The sequence below is a fragment of the Comamonas guangdongensis genome (assembly GCF_041079535.1).
Taxonomy (GTDB): domain Bacteria; phylum Pseudomonadota; class Gammaproteobacteria; order Burkholderiales; family Burkholderiaceae_C; genus Comamonas; species Comamonas guangdongensis.
This window is the reverse complement of the sequence record NZ_JBFYGN010000004.1, coordinates 103,852-126,281: the sequence shown is the minus strand read 5'-3', so window position 1 is coordinate 126,281 and position 22,430 is coordinate 103,852. Positions and strand designations below refer to the sequence as shown.

At 65.8% G+C, this 22,430-nt stretch carries 20 protein-coding genes; 11 read left to right on the top strand and 9 right to left on the bottom strand.

The window, feature by feature from the left end:
- Window position 1: 1 nt before the first annotated feature.
- The 4 genes from AB6724_RS04865 to AB6724_RS04850 form a co-directional block, all read right to left on the bottom strand.
- A complete protein-coding gene (locus AB6724_RS04865; RefSeq protein ID WP_369337389.1) occupies window positions 2–1,465 on the bottom strand; it encodes a SidA/IucD/PvdA family monooxygenase in 1,464 nt (487 codons plus the stop codon).
- 142 nt (window positions 1,466–1,607) lie between these two features.
- On the bottom strand, window positions 1,608–2,624 hold the full coding sequence (locus tag AB6724_RS04860; protein WP_369337388.1) for a Bug family tripartite tricarboxylate transporter substrate binding protein: 1,017 nt from the start codon (window positions 2,622–2,624) through the stop codon (window positions 1,608–1,610).
- Window positions 2,625–2,828: 204 nt separating this feature from the next.
- A complete protein-coding gene (locus AB6724_RS04855) occupies window positions 2,829–3,221 on the bottom strand; it encodes a YXWGXW repeat-containing protein (RefSeq protein ID WP_369337387.1) in 393 nt (130 codons plus the stop codon).
- Between the two features lie 228 nt (window positions 3,222–3,449).
- Window positions 3,450–4,181 (bottom strand): helix-turn-helix domain-containing protein, encoded by a 732-nt coding sequence (locus AB6724_RS04850; protein ID WP_369337386.1) that lies wholly within the window; start codon window positions 4,179–4,181, stop codon window positions 3,450–3,452.
- A 119-nt stretch (window positions 4,182–4,300) separates the two neighbouring features.
- Here AB6724_RS04850 and AB6724_RS04845 point away from each other — a divergent pair, with 119 nt between their 5' ends.
- On the top strand, window positions 4,301–5,107 hold the full coding sequence (locus AB6724_RS04845; protein ID WP_369337385.1) for a hypothetical protein: 807 nt from the start codon (window positions 4,301–4,303) through the stop codon (window positions 5,105–5,107).
- 107 nt (window positions 5,108–5,214) lie between these two features.
- Window positions 5,215–7,167 carry an MFS transporter gene (locus tag AB6724_RS04840; protein ID WP_369337384.1) on the top strand — a complete coding sequence of 651 codons (1,953 nt, stop codon included), beginning with the start codon at window positions 5,215–5,217 and terminating at the stop codon, window positions 7,165–7,167.
- Here AB6724_RS04840 and AB6724_RS04835 read toward each other — a convergent pair whose 3' ends face one another.
- A complete protein-coding gene (locus AB6724_RS04835) occupies window positions 7,168–7,929 on the bottom strand; it encodes a DUF3047 domain-containing protein (RefSeq protein WP_369337383.1) in 762 nt (253 codons plus the stop codon).
- Window positions 7,930–8,135: 206 nt separating this feature from the next.
- Here AB6724_RS04835 and AB6724_RS04830 point away from each other — a divergent pair, with 206 nt between their 5' ends.
- The 3 genes from AB6724_RS04830 (at window position 8,136) to AB6724_RS04820 (ending at window position 10,650) form a co-directional block, all read left to right on the top strand.
- Window positions 8,136–8,603, top strand: coding sequence for a hypothetical protein (locus AB6724_RS04830; protein ID WP_369337382.1), 468 nt, complete (start codon window positions 8,136–8,138; stop codon window positions 8,601–8,603).
- Between the two features lie 25 nt (window positions 8,604–8,628).
- Window positions 8,629–9,480 (top strand): DUF2145 domain-containing protein, encoded by an 852-nt coding sequence (locus AB6724_RS04825; RefSeq protein WP_369337381.1) that lies wholly within the window; start codon window positions 8,629–8,631, stop codon window positions 9,478–9,480.
- A gap of 69 nt (window positions 9,481–9,549) precedes the next feature.
- Entirely contained in the window at window positions 9,550–10,650 is a 1,101-nt protein-coding gene (locus tag AB6724_RS04820) for a serine endopeptidase (protein ID WP_369337380.1), read from the top strand.
- A 22-nt stretch (window positions 10,651–10,672) separates the two neighbouring features.
- On the opposite strand, the gene AB6724_RS04815 is transcribed toward AB6724_RS04820, so the two are convergent.
- Together AB6724_RS04815 and tgt are read right to left on the bottom strand one after the other, a co-directional pair.
- Window positions 10,673–12,124 carry a GGDEF domain-containing protein gene (locus AB6724_RS04815; RefSeq protein WP_369337379.1) on the bottom strand — a complete coding sequence of 484 codons (1,452 nt, stop codon included), beginning with the start codon at window positions 12,122–12,124 and terminating at the stop codon, window positions 10,673–10,675.
- Between the two features lie 232 nt (window positions 12,125–12,356).
- On the bottom strand, window positions 12,357–13,529 hold the full coding sequence (gene tgt / locus AB6724_RS04810) for a tRNA guanosine(34) transglycosylase Tgt (RefSeq protein WP_369337378.1): 1,173 nt from the start codon (window positions 13,527–13,529) through the stop codon (window positions 12,357–12,359).
- Between the two features lie 130 nt (window positions 13,530–13,659).
- On the opposite strand from tgt, the gene AB6724_RS04805 reads away from it, so the two are divergent.
- Window positions 13,660–14,133, top strand: coding sequence for a universal stress protein (locus AB6724_RS04805; RefSeq protein WP_369337377.1), 474 nt, complete (start codon window positions 13,660–13,662; stop codon window positions 14,131–14,133).
- A gap of 54 nt (window positions 14,134–14,187) precedes the next feature.
- On the opposite strand, the gene AB6724_RS04800 is transcribed toward AB6724_RS04805, so the two are convergent.
- Both AB6724_RS04800 and AB6724_RS04795 read right to left on the bottom strand, forming a co-directional pair.
- Complete coding sequence (locus AB6724_RS04800) at window positions 14,188–14,616, bottom strand: hypothetical protein (RefSeq protein WP_369337376.1); 429 nt, start codon at window positions 14,614–14,616, stop codon at window positions 14,188–14,190.
- Window positions 14,617–14,698: 82 nt separating this feature from the next.
- Window positions 14,699–15,223 (bottom strand): MarR family winged helix-turn-helix transcriptional regulator, encoded by a 525-nt coding sequence (locus tag AB6724_RS04795; protein ID WP_439329829.1) that lies wholly within the window; start codon window positions 15,221–15,223, stop codon window positions 14,699–14,701.
- 108 nt (window positions 15,224–15,331) lie between these two features.
- On the opposite strand from AB6724_RS04795, the gene AB6724_RS04790 reads away from it, so the two are divergent.
- The 5 genes from AB6724_RS04790 (at window position 15,332) to AB6724_RS04770 (ending at window position 22,423) form a co-directional block, all read left to right on the top strand.
- The gene (locus tag AB6724_RS04790; protein ID WP_369337374.1) at window positions 15,332–17,695 is read left to right on the top strand and encodes a bifunctional salicylyl-CoA 5-hydroxylase/oxidoreductase; all 2,364 of its coding nucleotides are present in this window, start codon (window positions 15,332–15,334) and stop codon (window positions 17,693–17,695) included.
- 1 nt (window position 17,696) lies between these two features.
- Window positions 17,697–18,464 carry an SDR family NAD(P)-dependent oxidoreductase gene (locus tag AB6724_RS04785; RefSeq protein WP_369337373.1) on the top strand — a complete coding sequence of 256 codons (768 nt, stop codon included), beginning with the start codon at window positions 17,697–17,699 and terminating at the stop codon, window positions 18,462–18,464.
- A gap of 135 nt (window positions 18,465–18,599) precedes the next feature.
- Window positions 18,600–19,454, top strand: a complete 855-nt coding sequence (locus AB6724_RS04780; RefSeq protein ID WP_369337372.1) for an enoyl-CoA hydratase family protein — start codon at window positions 18,600–18,602, stop codon at window positions 19,452–19,454.
- Between the two features lie 161 nt (window positions 19,455–19,615).
- The gene (locus tag AB6724_RS04775; protein ID WP_369337371.1) at window positions 19,616–20,782 is read left to right on the top strand and encodes an acyl-CoA dehydrogenase family protein; all 1,167 of its coding nucleotides are present in this window, start codon (window positions 19,616–19,618) and stop codon (window positions 20,780–20,782) included.
- A 15-nt stretch (window positions 20,783–20,797) separates the two neighbouring features.
- Window positions 20,798–22,423 (top strand): benzoate-CoA ligase family protein, encoded by a 1,626-nt coding sequence (locus tag AB6724_RS04770; RefSeq protein ID WP_369337370.1) that lies wholly within the window; start codon window positions 20,798–20,800, stop codon window positions 22,421–22,423.
- Window positions 22,424–22,430 lie beyond the last annotated feature (7 nt).

Sequence of the window (22,430 nt, the reverse complement as noted above, 5' to 3'; positions counted from 1 at the left end):
CTTATTGTTGAAGTTGGCGCATGCGCGCGGCGCTGTCGGCTGCGGTCCATTCCGTGCCGTCCAGCTCGGGCTCGGCATAGGACTGCAGCTTGGCAAAGTGCTGCTCGATATCGTCGCGGTAGAACAGCGAGGCCAGGCCCTGGGCCAGCTTGCGCGCGCCGTCGCTGATGGCCGGAATATCGCCGGACACCGTGCCATGCGAGAGCGCAGCGGGATAGCAGAAGCAGTGGATATGGTCGAGGCCGGGCAGCCCACCCTGGAACTCGAACAATGGGCCCAGGTCCGGCGAGGCGGACAGCTCGGCATCTTCGTCGCCGGCCTCGGGTGCGAAGCGCTGGCTCCACAGCTTCACATGGGGGGCGATATCGGCGAATTCGGGGCGCAGGCTCCAGTCGATCGCAAAGCCCGTGGAGATGAGCAGAAAGTCCAGCACAAAGACGCCGGCCGAGGTTTGCACATGCAGCTTGTCGCCGACCTGCTCCACGCCTTGCACGGCGCAGCCCAGGTTGAAGAAGGCGTTGTCATGGCGCGAGACGCGCAGCGTGCTGCCGTGCGGCGGCGGCACCTGCTGGGCATTGATGTAGTGGCGGATGCGCCATTTCCACTCGTCGGGCAGCAGATACTGGCCGTGGGTCAGGCCGGGCACGCCCGAGCCCTTGGACTTGTTGATCAGCGGCAGCTGGCTGCGGCGCACCAGCAGGTCCACGCTGGCCGCACCGCTCTCCAGCGCCGTGGCCGCGCTGTCCATGGCCGAAGCTCCGGCGCCGACCACGCCCAGATGCTTGCCGGCCAGCGTGGCGTAGTCCATCTCGTCGGAGGAATGAGCCCAGAACTTCCTGTCCACACCCTGCATGAAAGCGGGAATCGTGGCCCCGCCCAGGCCGTCGCGGCCCGTGGCCAGCACCAGGCGGCGGGTCTGCCAGGTCGTGACTTCGCCCTCGGCCTTCACATCCAGCTCCACCACGCCATCGGCCTGCGGGCGTATGGCCATGACCTCGTGGCCGTTGCGTACGTCGGCGGCCGTCACGCGCCGGTACCAGCGCAGATAGTCCATCCATTGCAGGCGCGGGATCTTGTCCAGTGCGGACCAGGCGTCCAGGCCGAACTGGGCGATGAACCAAGCGCGGAAGCTCAGCGAGGGAATGCCCATGGCCGGGCCCGTGAGCTCCTTGGGCGAGCGCAGGGTCTCCATGCGCGCCGTGGTCGCCCAGGGACCTTCAAAGCCTCGCGGGGATTTGTCGAGCAGCACGGGCCGGATGCCGACCTGGCTCAGCGCCACATGCAGGGCCAGGCCGGCCTGACCGGCACCGACGACGATGACATCGTGCACCGTAGCGGCCTGGCGCTGGGTGGGCGTGATCCAGGCCTTGGCGGGCCAGCCCAGCGTGACGAAATCGTCGCGCAGGCGTTCTTCGAGGGCGGCCAGACCGGCTGGGCCGCCGCGGACGAGAGCATTCAGAGACATAAGCAAACCACAAAGCGCCAGCAGCTTGTAGCGGCGGGCGCAGATTCAAAACGCTGAAACCGGCGCCATCCCGCAAGCGAGATGTCCGGCAGGGGCCGCCCGCAACCACCCTCCTCGGAGGAAGGCGGCTGCGCGGAGGCCATCAATCGATGCTTATTTTCGCGTCCCTGACGACCTTGGCCCACTTGAGGCGATCATCGTGCACGGTTTTCTTGAACTGCTCGGGTGTTTCCTCGCGCAGGGTATTGCCCTGGGAGACAAAGCGCTCGCGCACATCGGGCAGGTTCAGCACCTCGTTGACGGCCAGGTTGAGCTTTTTGACGATGGCCGGGTCCGTGCCCTTGGGCGCGAAGATGCCGAACCAGATGGAGCTGTTGAAGCCCTTGGTGCCCGGCAGGCCGCTGGAGGCAATCGTCGGCACTTCCTTCACGGCTTCCACGGGCTTGGCCGTGGTCACGCCCAAGAGGCGCACCTTGCCGGCCTTGTAGTGGCTCAGCACGGTCTGCACCTGGTTCATGATGCAGCAGGTTTCGCCGCGCAGCACCGAGGTGATGGCTTCGGGGCCGCCCTTGTAGGGCACGTGCACCATATCCAGGCCCAGGCGCGAGTTGAATTCGGCAAACGCCATGTGCGTGCCTGCGCCGTTGCCCGTGGAGGCGTAGTTGTACTTGCCGGGGTGGGCCTTGATCTCGTCCACGAACTCCTTGAGGTTCTTGACGTTGATCACATTGGGATTAATGGTCAGCACATTGGCCACATCCACCAGCGGCGCCACGGGCACGAAGTCGGTCTCCACGTCGAAGGGCAGCTTTTTGTAGAGCGCCGCATTGCTGCCATGGGTGGCCGCCGTGCCGAAGTAGATGGTGTAGCCATCGGGCTTGGCGCGGGCCACGAATTCGCTGCCGATATTGCCGGCCGCACCGCTCTTGTAGTCGATGATGATGGGCTGGCCCAGGCGCTGGCCCAGAGGCTCCTGCACCACGCGCCCGATCACATCCACGCCGGAGCCCGCATTGAAGCCCATGATCATGGTGATGGGCTGGTGGGGATAGCCGGCTGTGCCATGGTCGGCAGCCTGGCCGGCCAGGGGAAGCAGGGCGGCCACGGCGGTGGCCGCCAGAGCGCGGGAGCCGGAGAGAAGATGGGGTAGCAGGCGCATGGTTGACGATGTCCAGAAGAACCAGTGAATGCTGCTTATTATGTTTGAGCAGTAATGCTTTACTTTTATATGCTTATGCTGAATAAAAATTGTGGGGAAAACGCAAAAAATGCCCGCATCCGCCAAGGGATGTGGGCCTGAAATCCGCTGGAATGTGATGACTCGGAGGGAGAAACCAGCGGAGGGAGCGATAGGTGTTGCCGTTTAACGGCGGTAGGGGTTGTGGGGATGGCGGTCGTAGCGGTCGGGCCGGCCATCGCCGTCGCGGTCCCAGTGGCCCGGGCTGTAATACCACTGGCCGCCGCGTTGGGCCCAGACGGGCTTGCGGTAGATATAGCCCATGCGCACGCGTTCCCAGTGTCCGGCCACCCAGACATGGCGGCGGCCGCGCGGCTCCCAGTGGCCCGGAGCCCAGACATAGCCGCGGCGCGGTGCGGGCATGGCTTCGTAGCGCATGGGCGGCGGTGCGCCGTACTGCACGTTCACATAAGCGCCTTGCGGAACTGCGATGGGCTGGGCCTGGGCCGTGCCCGCGATAGCCAGCTGGGCCAGCAAGCCCAGGGCCGTGATGTTCAGAATGCTGCGAAGCGACAACATAAGCCTTCTCCTCTTGTTGCAATGCCGGGCCGGTTTTCGGGTCGGCCCCGGCATCCGTCAATCCATGGCTGGATATTGCGGTGCCTACGTCAAGAGGGCGTTGCGCTTGCGCTAAGTCCTGCAATGTTATGTATCGCGTTGGTGAAGCCGGGTTGCGAGCTGAAAACAGACGTCAAATAGCGCTTCAGCCACGGCGGTCAAAGCGCTGGCAGCTATCAGAATTGCAGGTCAGCGGCGCAGCGTGGCAAACGCGGGCAGCTCCCATTTGCGCATCCCCAGCACCAGGGTGTAGCCCTCGATCTTGCTGGCTGCTAGGCGCTGGTCCTGCAGATGCTGCTGCGAGAAGTCCTGGCCTATGCGCTGAATGCGCTCCACGAAATTGGATGCCAGATGCGGCGCGATGGAGCCATGGACCAGCAGCATGGTTTCGTCCTCGCCCGCAAACTGCCCGCCGAAGTAGTCGAGCACGGCATTTTCGCGGAAGAAGTCCATCACCGGGCCGTTGGCCTGCCAGCGGAAGGTCTTGGCCAGGCGCAGCTTGTAGCGGTTGGCGGGGCGCAGCTCGATGATGCCTATGCGGTCCAGCTGCGCCAGATAGCCTATGCCTTCGGGCTCGGTGATGCGGTAGGTGGCGACGATCTGCTCCAGCGTCCACTGGCTGAGCACGCAGATGGCCGTGAGCAGCAGCTTGCGGTCGGCCACCACGGCGTTCTCCTGCTCGCGCGTCATCTGCTGCAGCAGCGGGCGGCTGTCGGCCACGCTGCGCGCCAGATCGGCAAAGTCCAGATGCAGGGCGCGGCAGATCTCGTCTATGCGCGACAGCGGCATGTCTCCCTTGGCCAGCATGCGCTTGACGCTGGATTCGGCCATGCCTATGGCCTCGGCCAGATCGGCATAGGTCAGCTGCGCGGCTTTGAGTTCCTTCTTGATGGCGGTGACAAGATCGGCTGTTGTGCTCATGGTATCGGTCTATGGTACTTGCGGTGCAGAGATAAGGCGCAAGTGTAGAAGATCGATGCCGGTGCGGGCGGCGTTCGCATACTGCAGACCAATCATCCCGACGCTCAAGGAGCTGCACCATGCGTTTGCACACCTCGTCCGCTTTCGGCGGCCCGCGGACTGCGGAAATTCCGGCCGCACGCCGCTCTCTGCTCGGGCGGCGTGCCCTGTTTGGCGCCATGGTTTTGCTGCTGGTGCTGGCCCTGGTGCTGCCCGCGGTGCCGCAGCCCGCACACTATCACGCGTTTGCCGACCAGCGTGGCTGGGCCGGCTGGCCGCATGCTGCCGGTGTGCTGAGCAATCTCGGCTTTGTGCTGGCCGGATGCATGGGCTTGGTCTCGCTGCGGCGCGTGGGAGCGGCCCGCATGGGCGGCACGGCCCGCGCCATGTGCATGCTGTTTTTCGTGGGCCTGCTGAGTTCGGGTGCCGGGTCGGCCGTGTACCACTGGGCACCGCAGGATGGATCCCTGGTCTGGGACCGGCTGGGCATGAGCCTGGCTTTTGCAGGTTTGCTGGGCCTGGCGGTGCAGACCCGGCTGGACGATGCCAGCGCCCGGGCCACGGCTGCCAGCGTGCTGCTGGCAGCGCCGCTGGGTGTGCTGATATGGGCGCGCACCGGCAATGTGCTGCCCTGGGCGCTGGTGCAGGCCGGCGGCATGCTGCTCGTGGGCGGGCTGGCGTTTCTGGCACCGCGTCGCCGCGCACTGCCGCTGGGGCTGGGTTGGGTGCTTGGCCTGTATGCGCTTGCCAAGCTGCTGGAGCTTTCCGATGCCGCCGTCTTCGCGGCCACGGGCGGCCTGGTGTCGGGTCACAGCCTCAAGCATGTGATGGCCGCCGCGGCTGCCTGGCCCGTGCTGCAGGCCTTGCGCAAACTGCGCACGAGCTAATGATTTCATAGCAAATGGCGCAGCGTCATCAAGCGCTTGCGGCATAAAACCCACACGGGAATCGAGGCAAGTTGGCACAATGCCGGCAGCGCACAAGGGAGAAATTTATGAGTTCCACGCAGATCGGTGAGGTGGCCATGGCCGCGGCTCCGCAGACCCATCCCAACCAGTTCGCCTTGCTGGGGCAGCGCCGCTTTGCGCCGTTCTTCTGGACGCAGTTCGCGGGGGCCGGCAACGACAATCTGTTCAAGTTCGCCTTCACGGTGATGGTGACCTACCAGCTCAGCGTCTCGTGGCTGCCGCCTTCCATGGCGGGCCTGGTGATAGGCGCGCTGTTCACCCTGCCCTATCTGCTGTTCTCGGCCACCTCGGGCCAGCTGACCGACAAGTGGGACAAGACGCGCATGTTCCGCCTGGTCAAGAACCTGGAGATAGGCATCATGCTGCTCGCGGCCTGGGGCTTTGTGCAGGCCCAGGTGCCGGTGCTGCTGCTGTGCGTGTTTCTCATGGGCCTGCATTCCACGCTGTTCGGGCCCGTCAAGTTCGCCTATCTGCCCCAGGTGCTCAATGACCGCGAGCTGACCGGCGGCAACGGCATGGTGGAGATGGGCACGTTTGTGGCCATTTTGCTGGGCCAGGTGGCCGGCGGCCTGCTGATCGCCGTGCCCGAGGTCGGCCATATGCAGGTGGCCGTGGCCTGCGTGGCCGTCGCGATCATGGGACGCATCTGCGCCCAGTTCATCCCCCATGCGCCGGCGACGGACCCGGGCCTGGTCATCAACTGGAACCCGTTTACCGAGACCTGGCGCAACCTCCAGCTGGCCCGCCAGCAGCCCGTGGTGTTCCGCTCGCTGCTGGGCATCAGCTGGATGTGGTTCTTTGGTGCGGTGTTTCTCTCCCAGTTCCCCAGCTTTGCCAAGGAGGTGCTGCATGGCGACGAGCATGTGGCCTCGCTGCTGCTGGTGATCTTCTCGGTAGGCATAGGCATAGGCTCGCTGCTGTGCGAGGTGTTCAGCCGCCGCCAGGTGGAAATCGGCCTGGTGCCCCTGGGCGCCATAGGCATGAGCGTGTTCGCGGTCGATCTGTTCTTTGCCACGCGCTCCCTGCCGGCCTCCGAGCTGATGGGCGTGGCGGCCTTCTTTGCCGAGCACAGGCACTGGCGCGTGATGCTGGATCTGGGGCTGCTGGCGCTGTCGGCCGGCATCTACAGCGTGCCCATGTATGCGCTGATCCAGATGCGCAGCCAGCCCACGCACCGCGCGCGCATCATCGCGGCCAACAATATCCTGAATGCGCTGTTCATGATCGCCTCGGCGGTGCTGGCCGGCGCCCTGCTGGCCGCGGGCTGCAGCATTCCCCAGGTGTTTCTGATCACCGGCATTGCCAATGCCGTCGTGGCGCTCTATGTGTTTCTGCTGGTGCCCGAATATCTGCTGCGCTTTGTGGCCTGGGTCATCACGCACTTCGTCTACCGTTTCAAGGTGCGCGGCGACGAAAACATCCCGCACGACGGTGCGGCCGTGCTGGTCAGCAACCATGTGAGCTTTGTCGATGCCATCTTGCTGATGGCGGCCAGTCCGCGGCCCATCCACTTCGTGATGGACCACCGCATCTTCCAGATGCCGGTGCTGGGCTGGCTGTTCAAGCTGGCCAAGGCCATTCCCATCGCGCCCCACCAGGAAGATCCCGCCACCTATGAAGCCGCGTTCGCGCGTGCGGCCGAGGTGCTGCGGAGCGGCGATCTGCTGGCCATCTTCCCCGAGGGCGGCATCACCTCCGACGGCCAGCTCCAGCCCTTCAAGGGCGGCATCATGAAGATTCTCGATCATGCCCGGGACGACGGCCTGGAGGTGCCCGTGGTGCCCATGGCGCTGAGCAATCTCTGGGGCTCGTATTTCAGCCGCATCGAGGTGCGCGGCGGCCGGAATGTGGCCATGGTCAGGCCCATGCGCCGCGGCCTGTTCAACCGCGTGGGCCTGGACGTGGGCGAGCCCGTGGCCGCCGCGGCCACCACGCCGGCGCTGCTGCAGGCCCGCGTGGCCGACCTGCTGCAGCGCTGATCAGGGCTGCAGCCGGATATCGCCCATATAGGCGAGGCCGCTGCCATGGGTGTTGTCCGAGTCGGCGGAAACCGTGACGCCTATCACCGCGGGCATGCTGGCGGACTCTTCGCCAAAGGCCTGCAGATAGTCGGCCGCCAGATTGCGCCGCTCCGTGATCCACTGGCCCAGATGAGCGCCGCCGCTTTGCAGCACGATGAAGCGCAGGCGGTGGGTGAAGGCGTTGTGCAGCACGGTTCCCACGGGCTGGCGGTTGTCCCAGAGATAGCACAGAGTCTCGGCGGGAATGTCCTCGCCGGTGCTGATCCTGCCCAGCTGCAGTTTGGCGCGCTCGCCAAAGCTCAGCTGGGACTTCTCGTAGTCGAATGACACGCAGAGCTTGATGGCCGCGTCGTCGCCGGCCCGGGTCCGGACATCGGCCTGCTCCACCAGCTGTTCCACCCGCCAGCGCCACTGCAGCTGCAGCGCCGCCGATGGCGGCTGGTGCAGCGCATGGACCATGTTGCCGTAGGCATCGCGGGTGGCGACGCGCAGCACATGCTCGCCGTTGAGCTCCACGACGCTGAAGTCCGTGGGGGCCTTGTTGGGCAGGGTGGCGAAGTGCCAGGGAGCGCCCAACGGCCCCGTGGCCATCTGGGAAAAAGCGCCTATGGCGTCGCCCTGGGCCAGGCAGCGGCCCTGCACCAGCAGCGCCAGGGCCGCTGCGGAGCAGACGGCCAGGGTGCGCGCGGGCCGGGCACGGTTTTCGGGAGTCGTCCGCATGACATGCCTCATGATTTTTAAAAGTTGTGGGCGCGAGATCGGTGCAAGATGCGGCAGCCGCCGGGAAAGTATCGGTTCAAGCTACTCAGGGATCCGCATCACGCCGATTTTGACAAATCGGCTGGTCAATTCCGCCGGCGCGTAGATGATTCACCCGTCGCCGCACAAAAGCGGCGCCATACCTCAACAACAATCGGGAGCCCTTTGTGATCAACGCCTTGACCTCTATCCGAACTCTTCGCCACGGCCTGTGCGCTTTCGGCGTGGCCTGCGCCCTGCTGGGCGGCGGCGCAGCCCAGGCGCGCGGCAGTGAAGCTTCGCTGGTGCTGTCCGCCCTGCCGGTGGCCTCGGTGGTCGCAGGGGCTACCAGCGGCGCGTCGGAGGGTGTCGTGGCAATTCCCCTGTTTCTTTCCGCCGCCGGCGCCTCCGTGGTGGTGGCGGCCGTGGAGCCCAGCACCGACGGCGTGAGCTATGTGCTCAAGAACATGGCCGACGGTGCTTCGGCCGTGGTCAAGGTCTCGGGCCAGGCCGCGGGCGCGCTGTCGGTGGGCGTGGGCACGGTGGTGCAGACCAGCGCCATTGGCGCCGGCGTGATTCTTTCCACGGCGGGCAAGGTGCTGGCTTTCATTCCCAATGAAATCGGCAAGGCCTTGATGCACAACGAGCGCCTGTAATCCAGATCCCGAGCCGGAGACCACCATGCCCAACACCACCGTCGTCCATGCCATGCTGCCCGCGCAGAAACACCTGAAATCCATTCCCAATACCCTGCTGCTGGTGCTGGGTGCCGCCCTGATCGCCTGGGCGGGATCGGCCCAGGCGGGACGCAGCTGCGAGAGCAAGCCCCTGACGGCCGAGACCATGAGCAAGTCGCTGAACCTGGCCATGCGCACCGCGCAGGCGCTGGATGCCGAATACCAGAAGAACGGCACCCAGGTGGTGCTGCTCGCGCGCCAGGGTCAGGATCTGAGTAAGTACGAGCTCACCTATTCCCATTACGGCTGGGCCTACCGCACGCCCGAAGGCCCGTGGCGCGTGGCGCACAAGCTCAACGAATGCGGCACGGCCGGCGGCCATGTCTACCGGCAGGGGCTGGGCGAGTTCTTTCTCGACGATCTGTGGCGTTACGAGGCGGCCATCCAGGTGCCGACGCCGGCCGTGCAGCAGGCGCTGCTGAGCTTTCTGACCCAGCCCAGCGTGCTGCGCCTGCAAAGCGAGCCCTACAGCATGGTCAGCTATGCCTGGGGCCAGAAATACCAGCAGTCCAACCAATGGGCGACGGAAACGCTGGCAGCGGCGCTGAACCCCGCGACCATCCAGAACCGGGTCCAGGCCCAGAGCTGGCTGCAGTCCAAGGGCTACGAGCCCAGCGCGCTCATCATCCGTGCCTTCTCGCGCCTGGGCGGACGCATGACGGCCGCAAACATCGCGTTCGACGATCACCCCAACGACAAGCGCTATGCGAGCCAGATCGAAACCGTGACCGTGGATTCCGTCACCCGGTGGCTGGAGCGCAGCCAGCTTGCCGCGCCGGTACGCGTGCTGCAGTGAACAGGCATTGAATCTGGCTGCAGCGCTTATGAATAATGCGCTAGCAGCTATCAAGCAAGGAGTGATGAGATGAGCAAATCCCTGCGATTGCCCGAGAAATGGTTCCGCCGCGGCCTGTGGCTGGTGGCCGTGGCTTTTGCCTTCTTTCTGATCGGGCTGGGCGGGCTGGTGGTCGGCAATCTGCCGCAGCCCAACACCACGTTGACCGTGGAGTCCTTTGTGCCGCCCGCGGACGCGCGGCGGGTGCAGGCCGAGATCGACAAGGCCCAGGCCCTGGCCCACCAGGCCGGCAGGGAGCGCGACAAGGCCCAGCTCAAGTACGACGCCGAGAGGGCCCGCTACCAGTCGGCCCGCGACACCTTCGAGAACTGGGTGGCCACGCGCCGCGCCACCGAAAGGCCCGAACAGGATACCGAGCTGATAGCGCGCACCAAGGCGCTGGACGATATCAAGCAGTCCGAGAACCAGGCGCGCCAGGAACTGGAGCAGCACGAACAGACCAACCTCGAAGCCTCGCAGGCGGTCTCCGCAGCCGAAGCCGAGATGAGCGGCCTGCGCGACGCCGCCTATCCGCAATGGCAGTCGGCCATGCGCGCCAGCGAGCTGCGTGTCTTCCTCTACCGCCTGGTCATCACGCTGCCGCTGTTGGTGGTCGCGGGCTGGTTGTTCGCCAGGCAGCGCAAGAGCACCTGGTGGCCTTTTGTCTGGGGCTTCATCTTCTTTGCGCTGTTCGCCTTCTTTGTCGAACTCGTGCCCTACCTGCCCGACTACGGCGGCTATGTGCGCTACATCGTGGGCATCGTGGTCACGGTGCTGCTGGGACGCTATGCGATCGTGGCTCTCAACCGCTACCTGGAAAGGCAGAAGCTGCAGGAGGCCCTGCCCGAGGTCCAGCGTCGCGAGGAGCTCAGCTATGACGTGGCGCTGGAGCGACTGTCCAAGAGCGTGTGCCCGGGCTGCGAGCGGCCCGTGGATCTCAAGAACACCGAGATCGACTTCTGCCCCCATTGCGGCATAGGGCTGTTTGACCATTGCGGCAGCTGCAGCACCCGCAAGAGCGCCTTCTCGCGCTTCTGCCATGCCTGCGGCACGCCGGCACGCAAGATTCTGCCGGTGGAGGAGGGCGTTGCGGCGGTGGACGGCCCGGCCGCGCCACCGGCCGGGAGCTGAGGCCCGGGCCGCGGAGCTCGGCTCAGGGTTGCAGCGCCGGAGTTTCAGGCCCCGACCAGAGGCGGGTTTCATAGCGGTCGCGGCCCCGGGACTTGGCCGCATACAAGGCCTGATCGGCCTGCTGCAGCAGCAGGTCCAGACGCTGCAGCGATTGCAGCGCACCGACATGGAGCATGCCGATGCTGACCGTGGTGGGCATGCTGTCGGGGGCCTGGGGCAGCTCGAGCTCGCGTGTCGCCTGGTTGATGCGTCTGGCGATCTTCTGCGCGGTGATCCTGTCGACCTGCGGCAGCAGCACGGCGAACTCCTCGCCGCCCATGCGGCCCACCAGATCCTGAGGGCGCAGCACCTGGGTCAGCATGAGGCCGAAGCTGCGCAGCAGCTGGTCGCCGACCGCATGGCCGTAGCTGTCGTTGACCTGCTTGAAATGGTCGAGGTCGAGCATGAGCACGGCCATGGGCTGGCGGTCATGGGCGCAGCGGTCCAACAGGCGCTGGCCCTGGCTGAGGAAGGCGCCGCGCGCCAGCACGTCGGTCAGGACGTCGTGGTTGACCGCATGCCTGAGCTGGCGCAGCAGCTCGGCACGGGCTGCATGGGCGCTGGCGACGGCCAGGGGACCGAGCACCAGCATGCACAGGCCGATGCGAAACGACACGCTCTCGAGAAAATGTGCCGGCGTGAACTCGAAGGAACCCAGCGAGATCGCCAGCATCTTGCTCAGGCATAGCGCCGAGGTGATCAGCGTGAGCGTGAAGACCCGGTAGCTGAGCGCGCACCACAGCAGCGCGGGCATGGAAAAGGCCAGGGCTCCGGGGCCGCCCAGCCAGTAGCTGACGATCTCCAGCACCACGACCAGCAGCAGCGGTATGGCCCGCAGCAGCAGAGGCAGCTGCGGGGCCGCGGGGGAGCGCTGCAGCCGGCGCGTGGGCCAGGCCAGCATGGGTGGCAGCACAATCATGTAGTTCAGCCATTCGCTGCTCAGCCACATGGAAAAAGCCTGCCAGGGCGGCGTCTGGAAGACGACCGTGAGCACCGGGCCGCCGATCGCGGAGGCGACCAGCGCGGCGAGGCCGCTGCCCGTGAACAGCAGCAGGGCCGAGGTCTGGCGCTGCATGAAGAGGACCAGGTGGCTGCGTCGGTGCATGAACAGCCAGGCCGCGCCCACGCCGGCCATATTGGCGGCGCTGAGCAGCACGGCCACTTCCGGGCGGCTGCCCGTCATCAGATCGGCGCACACATAGCCCACAAAAGCGGCCAGCATGGGGCCGGGCCGCAGCCATGCGGGTCTGTGCAGCAGCGTGCCCAGCAGCAGGGCATTGGCGGGCCAGACGACCGAGAGAAAGCCCATGGGCCTGGCCCAGATGCCCAGCAGCGCCGCTAACAGGACCATGCTCCCCAGCACGCCCGTGGCCTTGAAAGCATGGCTGGCTGGCGCGGGGTTGGAGCGGATCTGGGGTGAGGAGGCTTCGGTCATGAAACAGTGCCGCGAGCGTGTTGCCGGAGTCAAAAACTGCGGAAGGCGCACCGGGACGACCATGAATCATGGCCTCAGATGCGTGCTGTCGGTCTGAAGTGTGACAAAGTTTGTATGAGAGCCTGTTGTGATTTGGCTTGTTTTGCTGCTTTTTGGCCTTAGTTGACGAATTTTTTCAATTGAAACGAACCATGGGGCCCCCACCGCTTGCGCGGCGGGCGCCGCCGAAGGCTTAGACCCCGCGGGCCCGGTCCTGCTTGAACTGGGCGCGGAACTGGGCAAAAGTGCCGGCGTCCAGCGCGTTGCGGATTTCCTGCATCAGATTCAAGTAGTAATGCAGATTGTGGATGGTGGTCAGCATCGGGCCCAGCATCTCGCCGCAGCGGTCCAGGTGGTGCAGATAGGCGCGCGAGAAGCCCTCGCGTCCGCCCTGGTCCCAGCTCACGCCGCTGCTGCCCGCGCAGGCGTGGCAGGTGCAGGTGGTGTCGATCGGCTGGTGGTCGGTCTTGTGGCGCGCGTTGCGGATCTTGAGGTCGCCGAAGCGCGTGAAGATGGTGCCGTTGCGCGCATTGCGCGTGGGCATCACGCAGTCGAACATGTCCACGCCGTCGGCCACGCCCTGCACCAGATCCTCGGGCGTGCCCACGCCCATCAGATAGCGCGGCTTATGCTGCGGCAGCAGATGGGGGGTGTGGGCCATGATGTCCAGCATCTCTTCCTTGGGCTCGCCCACCGAGACGCCGCCCACGGCGTAGCCGGGGAAGTCCATCTCGACCAGGGCCTCGAGAGACTCTTCGCGCAGGTTCTTGAACATGCCGCCCTGCACGATGCCGAACAGCGCGTTCGGATTCTCCAGGCGCTGGAATTCGTCCTTGGAACGCTTGGCCCAGCGGCGGCTCATCTCCATGCTCTTGCGCGCCTCGGCCTCGGTGGTCTTGTGGCCGTTGGTCTCGTAGGGCGTGCATTCGTCGAGCTGCATGACGATGTCCGAGTTCAGGATCGTCTGGATCTGCATGCTGACCTCGGGCGACATGAACAGCTTGTCGCCGTTGACGGGGCTCTGGAAATGCACGCCTTCCTCGGTGATCTTGCGCATGGCGCCCAGGCTCCAGACCTGAAAGCCCCCCGAGTCGGTGAGTATGGGCTTGTTCCATTTCTCGAACTCGTGCAGGCCGCCGAAGCTCTTCATGATGTCCAGGCCCGGGCGCATCCACAGGTGGAAGGTATTGCCCAGGATGATCTGCGCGCCCATCTCCTCGAGGCTGCGCGGCATCACGCCCTTGACGGTGCCATAGGTGCCCACGGGCATGAAGATGGGGGTCTGGACCACGCCATGGTTCAGCGTGAGCTTGCCACGGCGCGCGTGGCTGGTCGGATCGGTCTTGAGCAGGTCAAATTGCAGCATAGCCCGCCATTTTCCCAGATGCGTGCGCGGCCTGCCTCAATAGCCCGTGCTTGCCCGGTATCAGTATCCGTCTTTGTGGCCCGCGTCTACACTGGGCCCATCGGGTTAAAAGGCCGGACAAGGAGTGGATATGGTCAAGATCATGATTGCCGTGGATGGGTCCGAAGCGTCTCTGGAGGCCGTGCGCCATGGCATCAGATTGCTGGGGCAGGGGCTCAAAGCCCATTTTGTGGTCGCCCATGTGCAGAAAGAAGCCTCGCTGCTGGAGCTGGCCACCCAGGATTCGGATCTGATCGCCAACGCCAGCATCGAGGCGGGCATGGATCTGGTGGCTGCCGCCCAGGAGCTGCTCACGGCTGCGGGCGCGTCCTATGAAGTGGAGATCAGCCTGGGCGAGGCCGCCAACACGCTGATCGACATCTCCCAGAGCACGGAGTGCGAGCAAATCATCATCGGCGCCACGGGTCTGGGCGGGCTGAGCAGCATTCTGATCGGCTCGGTATCGCGCGAGGTGGTGCGCCACAGCCGTCTGCCGGTGACGGTGGTGAAGCTGCCGGAGGCGATGGAAGTGCTCGATGCCTCGGAGCTGGGCGACGAGTCCTGATTTGCTAGCTGGCAGCGCTTGGCGGGAAAGGCGCTGCCGCAGTTTTGTCTGGAGTCAGGCAGCGCGGCGCTGCTGGCCGGACTCGCGGCGTTGCCAGCCGTGGCTGCCCGTATGGCGGGCGCCGAACTTGCCATGGGGCAGGCTGGCCAGACGCATCAGCATCCAGCGGCAATAGCCCTGGACACCCAGGCATTTGTTGATTTCGTCCTCGGGCAGCGGGCCAGAGATCACGACCAGCCGGTCCGCGCCGTCCCAGTCGCCGGCCATGCGCAGGCGCCGCTGCGTACCCATGGCCCAGGAGTTGATGCGCGTAGGGTGGCCATGCTGATGCACGCGGCCTGTGATCCGGTCGAAGGCGATGGCGACCAGCTCGGTCTTGAGGCGATAGGGGCGCTCGCCCGTGATGGCATTGGGCGCATCACGCATGTCGTAGAGATAGTAGTGCCCCGATCTGAGCCGATATCGCAGATGCTGTAAATCCATGAACCATGCCCCCCAAAGCAGCACGCAGGACCGCGTGCAGGGCATTCTCTACGAAATTACCCGGAGCCGGGCATTTTTCTCGTCAGTCGCTCTCCGACTGGCTGAGCACCAGCCTGAGTCTGCCCAGCTGTTCGTAGAGCTCGCGCGCGCTGTCGCCGCCCAGCGGCGCCAGCAACTGCTCCAGCCACTGCTCATGGGCCGCGGCCATGGCGCCGAACTGCTTTTTGCCGGTGCGCGTCAGCCGCACGATCATGGCGCGGCGGTCTTCCTCGTCGGCCACGCGCTCCACCCAGCCTTCGGCTACCAGCTGATCGGTCAGTCCCGTCACATTGCCGCCCGTGACCATCAGGTATTCGGACAGCGTCTTCATGCGCAAGCCCTTGGGGAAGCGGCTGAGCTGGGCCAGATAGTCGAAGCGCGGCAAGGTGGTGCCGAACTGGGCGCGCAGCTGGCTGCGTATGACCTGCTCGATCTGCGTGCTGCAGGTCAGCAGGCGCAGCCATAGCCGCACGGCCTGGTGGTCGTCGTGGGACAGACCGGCCTCGCGGCCAAGAGCTTCCGGCATGAGGGTTGAAGAGTCCAGATTGGGTTGGGCCATGGATCGCATGGTGCTCAAGCTACTGCGTTTGTGATTCAGGGTTTGGCCTGATTTTAGTAAAAAATTCATGCATTAATAATTTAGTCCTGAAGTAATTTTCGGGATCGGATACTGGCCATGAAAATCGTCTGCATAGGTGGCGGCCCCGCGGGTCTGTATTTCGCACTGCTGATGAAGCAGCTCAATGCGGCGCACGACGTCACCGTCGTGGAGCGCAACAAGCCCTACGACACCTTCGGCTGGGGCGTGGTGTTCTCCGATGCGACCATGGACAATATGCGCGAGTGGGATCCGGTCACGGCCGCGCAGATCGAGGAAGCCTTCAACCACTGGGACGACATCGAGCTGCTGTTCAAGGGCCGCAAGATCCGCTCGGGCGGCCATGGCTTCGTGGGCATAGGCCGCAAGCATCTGCTCAACATCCTGCAGGCGCGCTGCGAGCAGCTCGGCGTGAAGCTGGTGTTCGAGACCGATGTGCAGTCCGACGAGGACTATGCGGATGCCGATCTGGTCATCGCCAGCGACGGCGTGAACTCGCGCATCCGCGGCAAGTACGCGGGCATGTTCAAGCCCGACATCGTCACGCGGCCCAACCGCTATATCTGGCTGGGCACGAACAAGGTCTACGAGGCCTTCACCTTCGACTTCGTGCGCACCGAGCACGGCTGGTTCCAGGCCCATATCTACAAGTTCGACGATCAGACCTCGACCTTCATCGTCGAGACCACCGAGGACTGCTGGAAGGCCCATGGCCTGGATGAGGCCGACCAGCAGCAGTCCATCAACTTCTGCGAGCGGCTGTTTACGGACAATCTGCAGGGCGAGAAGCTCATGACCAACGCGCGCCATCTGCGCGGCTCGGCCTGGATCAACTTCCAGCGCGTGGTCTGCGAGCAATGGTGGCTGCGCAATGCCAAGGGCAGCCATGTGGTGCTGATGGGCGATGCCGTGCACACCGCACATTTCGCGATCGGCTCGGGCACCAAGCTGGCCATAGAGGATGCGATCGAGCTCACGCGCCAGTTCAAGCTGCTGGGCAATGTGTCGGGTGATGGGCGCGAACATATTCCCGAGGTGCTGGCCGCCTATCAGGAGGCGCGCCGCGTGGAGACGCTGCGCATACAGAATGCGGCCTGGAACGCCATGGAGTGGTTCGAGGTCTGCGGCCAGCGCTACTGCGACCAGCTCGAGCCCGAGCAGTTCATGTACTCCATGCTCACGCGCAGCCAGCGCATCAGCCACGAGAACCTGCGCCTGCGCGACCCGGCCTGGCTGGGGGGCTACGAGCAATGGCTGGCCCGGAGGAGCGGCGTGCCGGTGGATGCGGACAGCGGCAAGGCGCCGCCTCCCATGTTCCTGCCCTACAAGGTGCGCGGCCTGACGCTCAAGAACCGCATCGTGGTCTCGCCCATGGCCCAGTATTCGGCCCAGGACGGCGTGCCCGGCGACTACCACCTGGTGCATCTGGGCGCGCGCGCCCTGGGCGGTGCGGGCCTGGTGTTTGCCGAGATGGCCTGCGTGAGCCCCGAGGGGCGCATCACCCCGGGTTGCCCGGGAACCTATTCCGAAGCGCAGAAAGCGGCCTGGACTCGCATCGCCGACTGGATACACACCCACACCGACGCCAAGTTCGCGATGCAGATCGGCCATGCGGGCGCCAAGGCCTCGACGCGCCTGGCCTGGGAGGGCACGGACCTGCCGCTGACCGAGGGCAACTGGCCCATCATGTCGGCCTCGCCCCAGCAGTATCTGGAGGGCGTGAGCCAGATCTCCAGGCAGATGACGCGCGCCGACATGGACGAGGTCAAGCAGCAGTTCGCGCATGGCGCGCAGATGGCCGCCGAGGCCGGCGCCGACTGGCTGGAGCTGCACTGCGCCCACGGCTATCTGCTCTCGGCCTTTATCTCGCCGCTGACCAATCACCGCGAGGACGAATACGGCGGCAGCCTGGAGAACCGGCTGCGCTATCCGCTCGAGGTCTTCAAGGCGGTGCGCGCGGTCTGGCCCGAGAAGCGGCCCATGTCCGTGCGCATCTCGGCCCATGACTGGGTGCCGGGCGGCATCACGCCCGAGGATGCGGTACAGATCGCCAAGGCCTTCAAGGCGGCGGGCGCCGACCTGATCGACTGCTCCTCGGGCCAGGTCAGCAAGCAGGAGAAACCGGTTTTCGGCCGCATGTTCCAGACGCCGTTTGCCGACCGCATCCGCCAGGAGGCCGGCATCGCCACCATCGCCGTGGGCGCGATCAGCGAGGCCGACCATGCGAACTCCATCATCGCGGCGGGCCGTGCCGACCTGTGCGCCGTGGCGCGCCCGCATCTGGCCAACCCGAACTGGACGCTGACCGAGGCCGCCAAGATAGGCTACACGCCCATCGCCTGGCCCAAGCAGCTGTACCAGGGCAAGCGCCAGATGGAGACTTTGTTCGAGCGCGAGAAAATGCAGCAAGCCGCAGCTGCGGCTTCGGCGGCGGGGCACTGAGATGGCAGGCGATCTGAACGATCAACATGCGCTGGTGACGGGCGCGGGCCAGGGCATTGGCGAGGCCATCGCGCGCCAGCTGCTGGCGCGCGGTGCCAGGGTCACGGTGCTGGGGCGCCGGGCCGGGACGCTGCAAAAGCTGGTGGACGAGTTCTCCGGCCAATGCCGCATGGAACTTGCCGATGTGGCCGATGAATCCCAGGTCAAAACCGCTTTTGCGCAGGCTGCATCTGCGCTGGGTGCTATCGATATTCTGGTCAACAACGCGGGCCAGGCGCAGAGCGCGCCGTTCCTGAAGATGGACGCGGCGCTGTGGCAGAACATGCTGGCCGTCAACCTAACGGGAACCATGCTGTGCATACAGCAGGTGCTGCCCGCCATGGTGGAGCGCGGCCGCGGGCGCATCGTCAACGTGGCCAGCACCGCGGGGCTCAAAGGCTATCCCTATGTGGCGGCCTATTGCGCGGCCAAGCATGGCGTGGTGGGCCTGACGCGCGCGCTGGCGCTGGAGCTGGCGAGCAAGGGCGTCACCGTCAACGCCGTCTGCCCCGGCTATACCGAAACCGAGATCGTGCGCGAGAGCATTGCGCGCGTGGTGGCCAAGACCGGGCGCACGCCAGAGCAGGCCATGGCCGAGTTCGTCAAGGGCAATCCCCAGGGCCGGCTGGTCCAGCCGCAGGAAGTGGCCGATGCCGTGCTCTGGCTCTGCGGTCCGGGCGCGGGGGCGATTACCGGCCAGGCCATAGCCGTAGCCGGCGGCGAAGTGTGATGCACCCCCTGAGCCGCTGCGCGGCTTCCCCCTGGAAGGGGGACGGCGCCTTCGCTGCGGGGCGGCCCTTGCTTGGCGCCCCTTGCTTGAGAGACAGTGTCTTGGATGACTTATTCAATGGAGAGCGAGACCAAGATGAGTGAATACGCAATCGATCCCGCGCTGGTGGCGGGCAACCATCAGTATCTGGCAGGCTATGAGGCCCGGCATTTCCTGTGGCAGGTGACGGACGGCGTGGCCACGATCACGCTCAATCGGCCCGAGCGCAAGAACCCGCTGACCTTCGACTCCTACGCCGAGCTGCGCGACCTGTTCCACAGGCTCAAATGGGCGCAGGACGTGAAGGCCGTGGTGCTGGTGGGCGCGGGCGGCAACTTCTGCTCGGGCGGCGACGTGCATGAAATCATCGGTCCGCTGGTGCAGCTCAAGGCCCCCGAGCTGCTGATGTTCACACGCATGACGGGCGAGCTGGTCAAGACCATGCGCGCCTGCCCCCAGCCCATCATCGCGGCCGTGGACGGCGTCTGCGCGGGGGCCGGCGCCATCATGGCCATGGCCTCGGACATGCGCCTGGGCACGGCGCGCAGCAAGACGGCTTTTCTGTTCAACCGCGTGGGCCTGGCGGGCTGCGACATGGGGGCCTGCGCCATCCTGCCGCGCATCATCGGCCAGGGCCGCGCCAGCGAGCTGCTCTACACGGGCCGCAGCCTGGGCGGGGAAGAGGGCGAGCGCTGGGGCTTCTTCAACCGCCTGTGCGAGCCCGAGGCCGTGCTGGATGAGGCTCAGCAGCTCGCGGCCGAGCTGGCGGCCGGCCCCAGCTTTGCCAACGGCATCACCAAGACCATGCTGCACCAGGAATGGGCCATGACCGTGGAGCAGGCCATAGAGGCCGAAGCCCAGGCCCAGGCCATCTGCATGCTGACCCAGGACTACGGGCGCGCCTATCACGCGTTCGTCGCCAAGCAAAAACCAGTGTTCAAGGGGAACTGAAATGAAGCTCCCCCTGAGCCGCTGCACGGCTTCCCCCTCTCTCGCTTCGCGGGAGGGGGACGACGCCCTCGCTGCGGGGCGGCCCTTGCTTGGCGCCCCAGGCTTGGGCCGTGCCGGTTTGGCGAATCATTGAGTGATGCTTGGTATTACGGAGACTTGAAATGGCAGATGAAAATTATCTGAAATGGCCGTTCTTCGAGGCCCGCCATGCGCAGCTGGCGCAGGAGCTCGACGCCTGGGCCGCGCAGCATATCGCCCACGATCACGGCCCCGATGTGGATGCCGAGTGCCGCCAACTGGTCAAGGCCCTGGGTGCGGCCGGCTGGCTGCGCCATGCGGTGGCCGGTGCCGAGTTCGGCGGCGCGGGCTCGCAGATCGACACGCGCTCCATCTGTCTGATCCGCGAAACCCTGGCGCGCCACAGCGGCCTGGCCGACTTCGCGTTTGCCATGCAGGGCCTGGGCTCGGGCGCCATCAGCCTGGCCGGCACAGCGGAGCAGAAGCAGCGCTACCTCGGCAAGGTGGCGGCGGGCGAGGCGATCTCGGCCTTTGCGCTGTCCGAGCCCGATGCGGGCTCCGATGTGGCGGCCATGGCCTGTGAGGCCAGGTTGGAAGGCGACCACTATGTGATCAACGGCGAGAAGACCTGGATCTCCAACGGAGGAATTGCCGATTTTTACGTGGTCTTCGTGCGCACGGGCGAGGCGCCAGGCTCGCGCGGCATCTCGGCGCTGATCGTCGATGCCGAAACGCCAGGCTTCGAGATCGCCGAGCGCATCAATGTGATCGCGCCGCACCCGCTGGCGCGGCTCAAGTTCACCCATTGCCGCGTGCCAGTGACGCAGCGCGTGGGTGCGGCCGGCGAGGGTTTCAAGGTGGCCATGCGTACGCTGGATGTGTTCCGTACCTCGGTGGCCGCAGCGGCGCTGGGCTTTGCGCGCCGCGCACTCGACGAGGCGCTCAAGCGTGCCACCACGCGCAAGATGTTCCAGGGGGTGCTGGCCGATTTCCAGCTGACCCAGGCCAAGCTCGCGCAGATGGCCACGCAGATCGACAGCGCGGCCCTGCTCACCTACCGCGCCGCCTGGCAGCGCGACCAGGGCGAGAACGTGACGCGTGAGGCCGCCATGGCCAAGATGACGGCCACCGAGAACGCCCAGCAGGTCATAGACGCCGCCGTGCAGATCTGGGGCGGGCTGGGCGTGGTCAGCGAACAGCCCGTGGAGCGCCTGTACCGCGAGATTCGCGCGCTGCGCATCTACGAGGGCGCGACCGAGGTGCAGCAGCTCATCATCGCGCGCGAACTGCTCAAGGGCGCGAGCGCCTAGATAGCGAGGTTGACCATGACCTACACCGCCCATATCGATACCTTTGCTGCCGACAACCTACCGCCCGCCGAGCTGCAGCCCGACTACCTGTTCGAGCTGCCCGAGCTGCAGTTTCCCGAACGGCTGAACTGCGCGGCCGAGCTGCTGGACCGCCATGTGCAGGAAGGGCGCGGCGACCGGCTGTGCGTGCAGGCCGACGGCGTGCGCTGGACCTATGCCGAGCTGCAGGAAAACGCCAACCGCATCGCCCACGTGCTGACGCGGGACATGGGGCTGGTGCCGGGCAACCGTGTGCTGCTGTGCGGCCCCAACAACCCCATGCTGGTCGCCAGCTGGTTCGGCGTGGTCAAGGCCGGCGGCATTGCCGTGGCTGCCATGCCGCTGCTGAGGGCCAAGGAGCTGTCCACCATCGCCGACATCGCCCGGATCAGCCATGCTCTGTGCGACGAGGCGCTGCGGGCCGAGGTGGAGGGCGCGCAGCAGAAATCCGCCACGCTCAAGACCCTGCGCTTCTTCAACGGCCGCGCAGGCGCCGCCAATGCCGCCGACGCGCTGGAGCCCTTGATGGCCCAGGCCTCGGGCCAGTTCCAGACGGTGGACACGGCGGCCACCGACACCTGTCTGCTGGGCTTCACCTCGGGTACCACGGGCGTGCCCAAGGCCACCATGCACTTCCACCGCGACGTGATGGCCGTTTGCGCCTGCTGGCCGCCGCATGTGCTGCGCGCCGATGCCGACGATGTGTTCATAGGCAGCCCGCCGGTGGCCTTCACCTTCGGCCTGGGCGGGCAGGTGCTGTTTCCCATGTCCATAGGCGCCTCCATGGTGCTGCTCGAGAAAGCCGGCCCGCCGCAGCTGGCGGACGGCATAGAATGCTTCGGCGCCACCGTGGTCTTCACCGCGCCCACCTCCTACCGCGTCATGGCCCAGCAGGGCGAGCGCCTGCGCAAGACCCGGCTGCGCAAATGCGTGTCGGCCGGCGAGGCGCTGACGGCCTCCACGCGCGCGCTCTGGAAGGACGCCACGGGCATAGAGATCATCGACGGCATAGGCTCGACCGAGATGCTGCACATCTTCATCTCGCACCGCGAGGAGGAGGCGCGCCCCGGCGCCACGGGCAAGGCCGTGCCCGGCTACCGGGCCAAGGTGGTGGACGACGAGGGCCGCGAGCTGCCGCCGGGCATGGTGGGCAAGCTGGCCGTGCAAGGCCCCACGGGCTGCCGCTATCTCAACGACAGCCGCCAGAGCAAATATGTGAGCCAGGGCTGGAACCTCACCGGCGATGCCTATCTGATGGACGCAGACGGCTATTTCGTCTACCAGGCGCGCACCGACGACATGATCATCTCGGCCGGCTACAACATCGCGGCGCCCGAGGTCGAGGAAGCCTTGATGCAGCATGCGGCCGTGGCCGAATGCGCGGTGATAGGCGTGGCCGACGCGGAGCGCGGCCAGATCGTCAAGGCCTTTGTGGTGCTGCGTGCGGGCCATGCGGCGGGCGATGCCATGGCCAGGGAGCTGCAGGATTTCGTGAAGAGCACCGTCGCCCCCTACAAATATCCGCGTGCCGTGCAGTTTGTGAACCAGCTGCCGCGCACGGCCACGGGCAAGCTACAGCGCTTCCGTCTGCACGAGGCCTGAGCGCGCG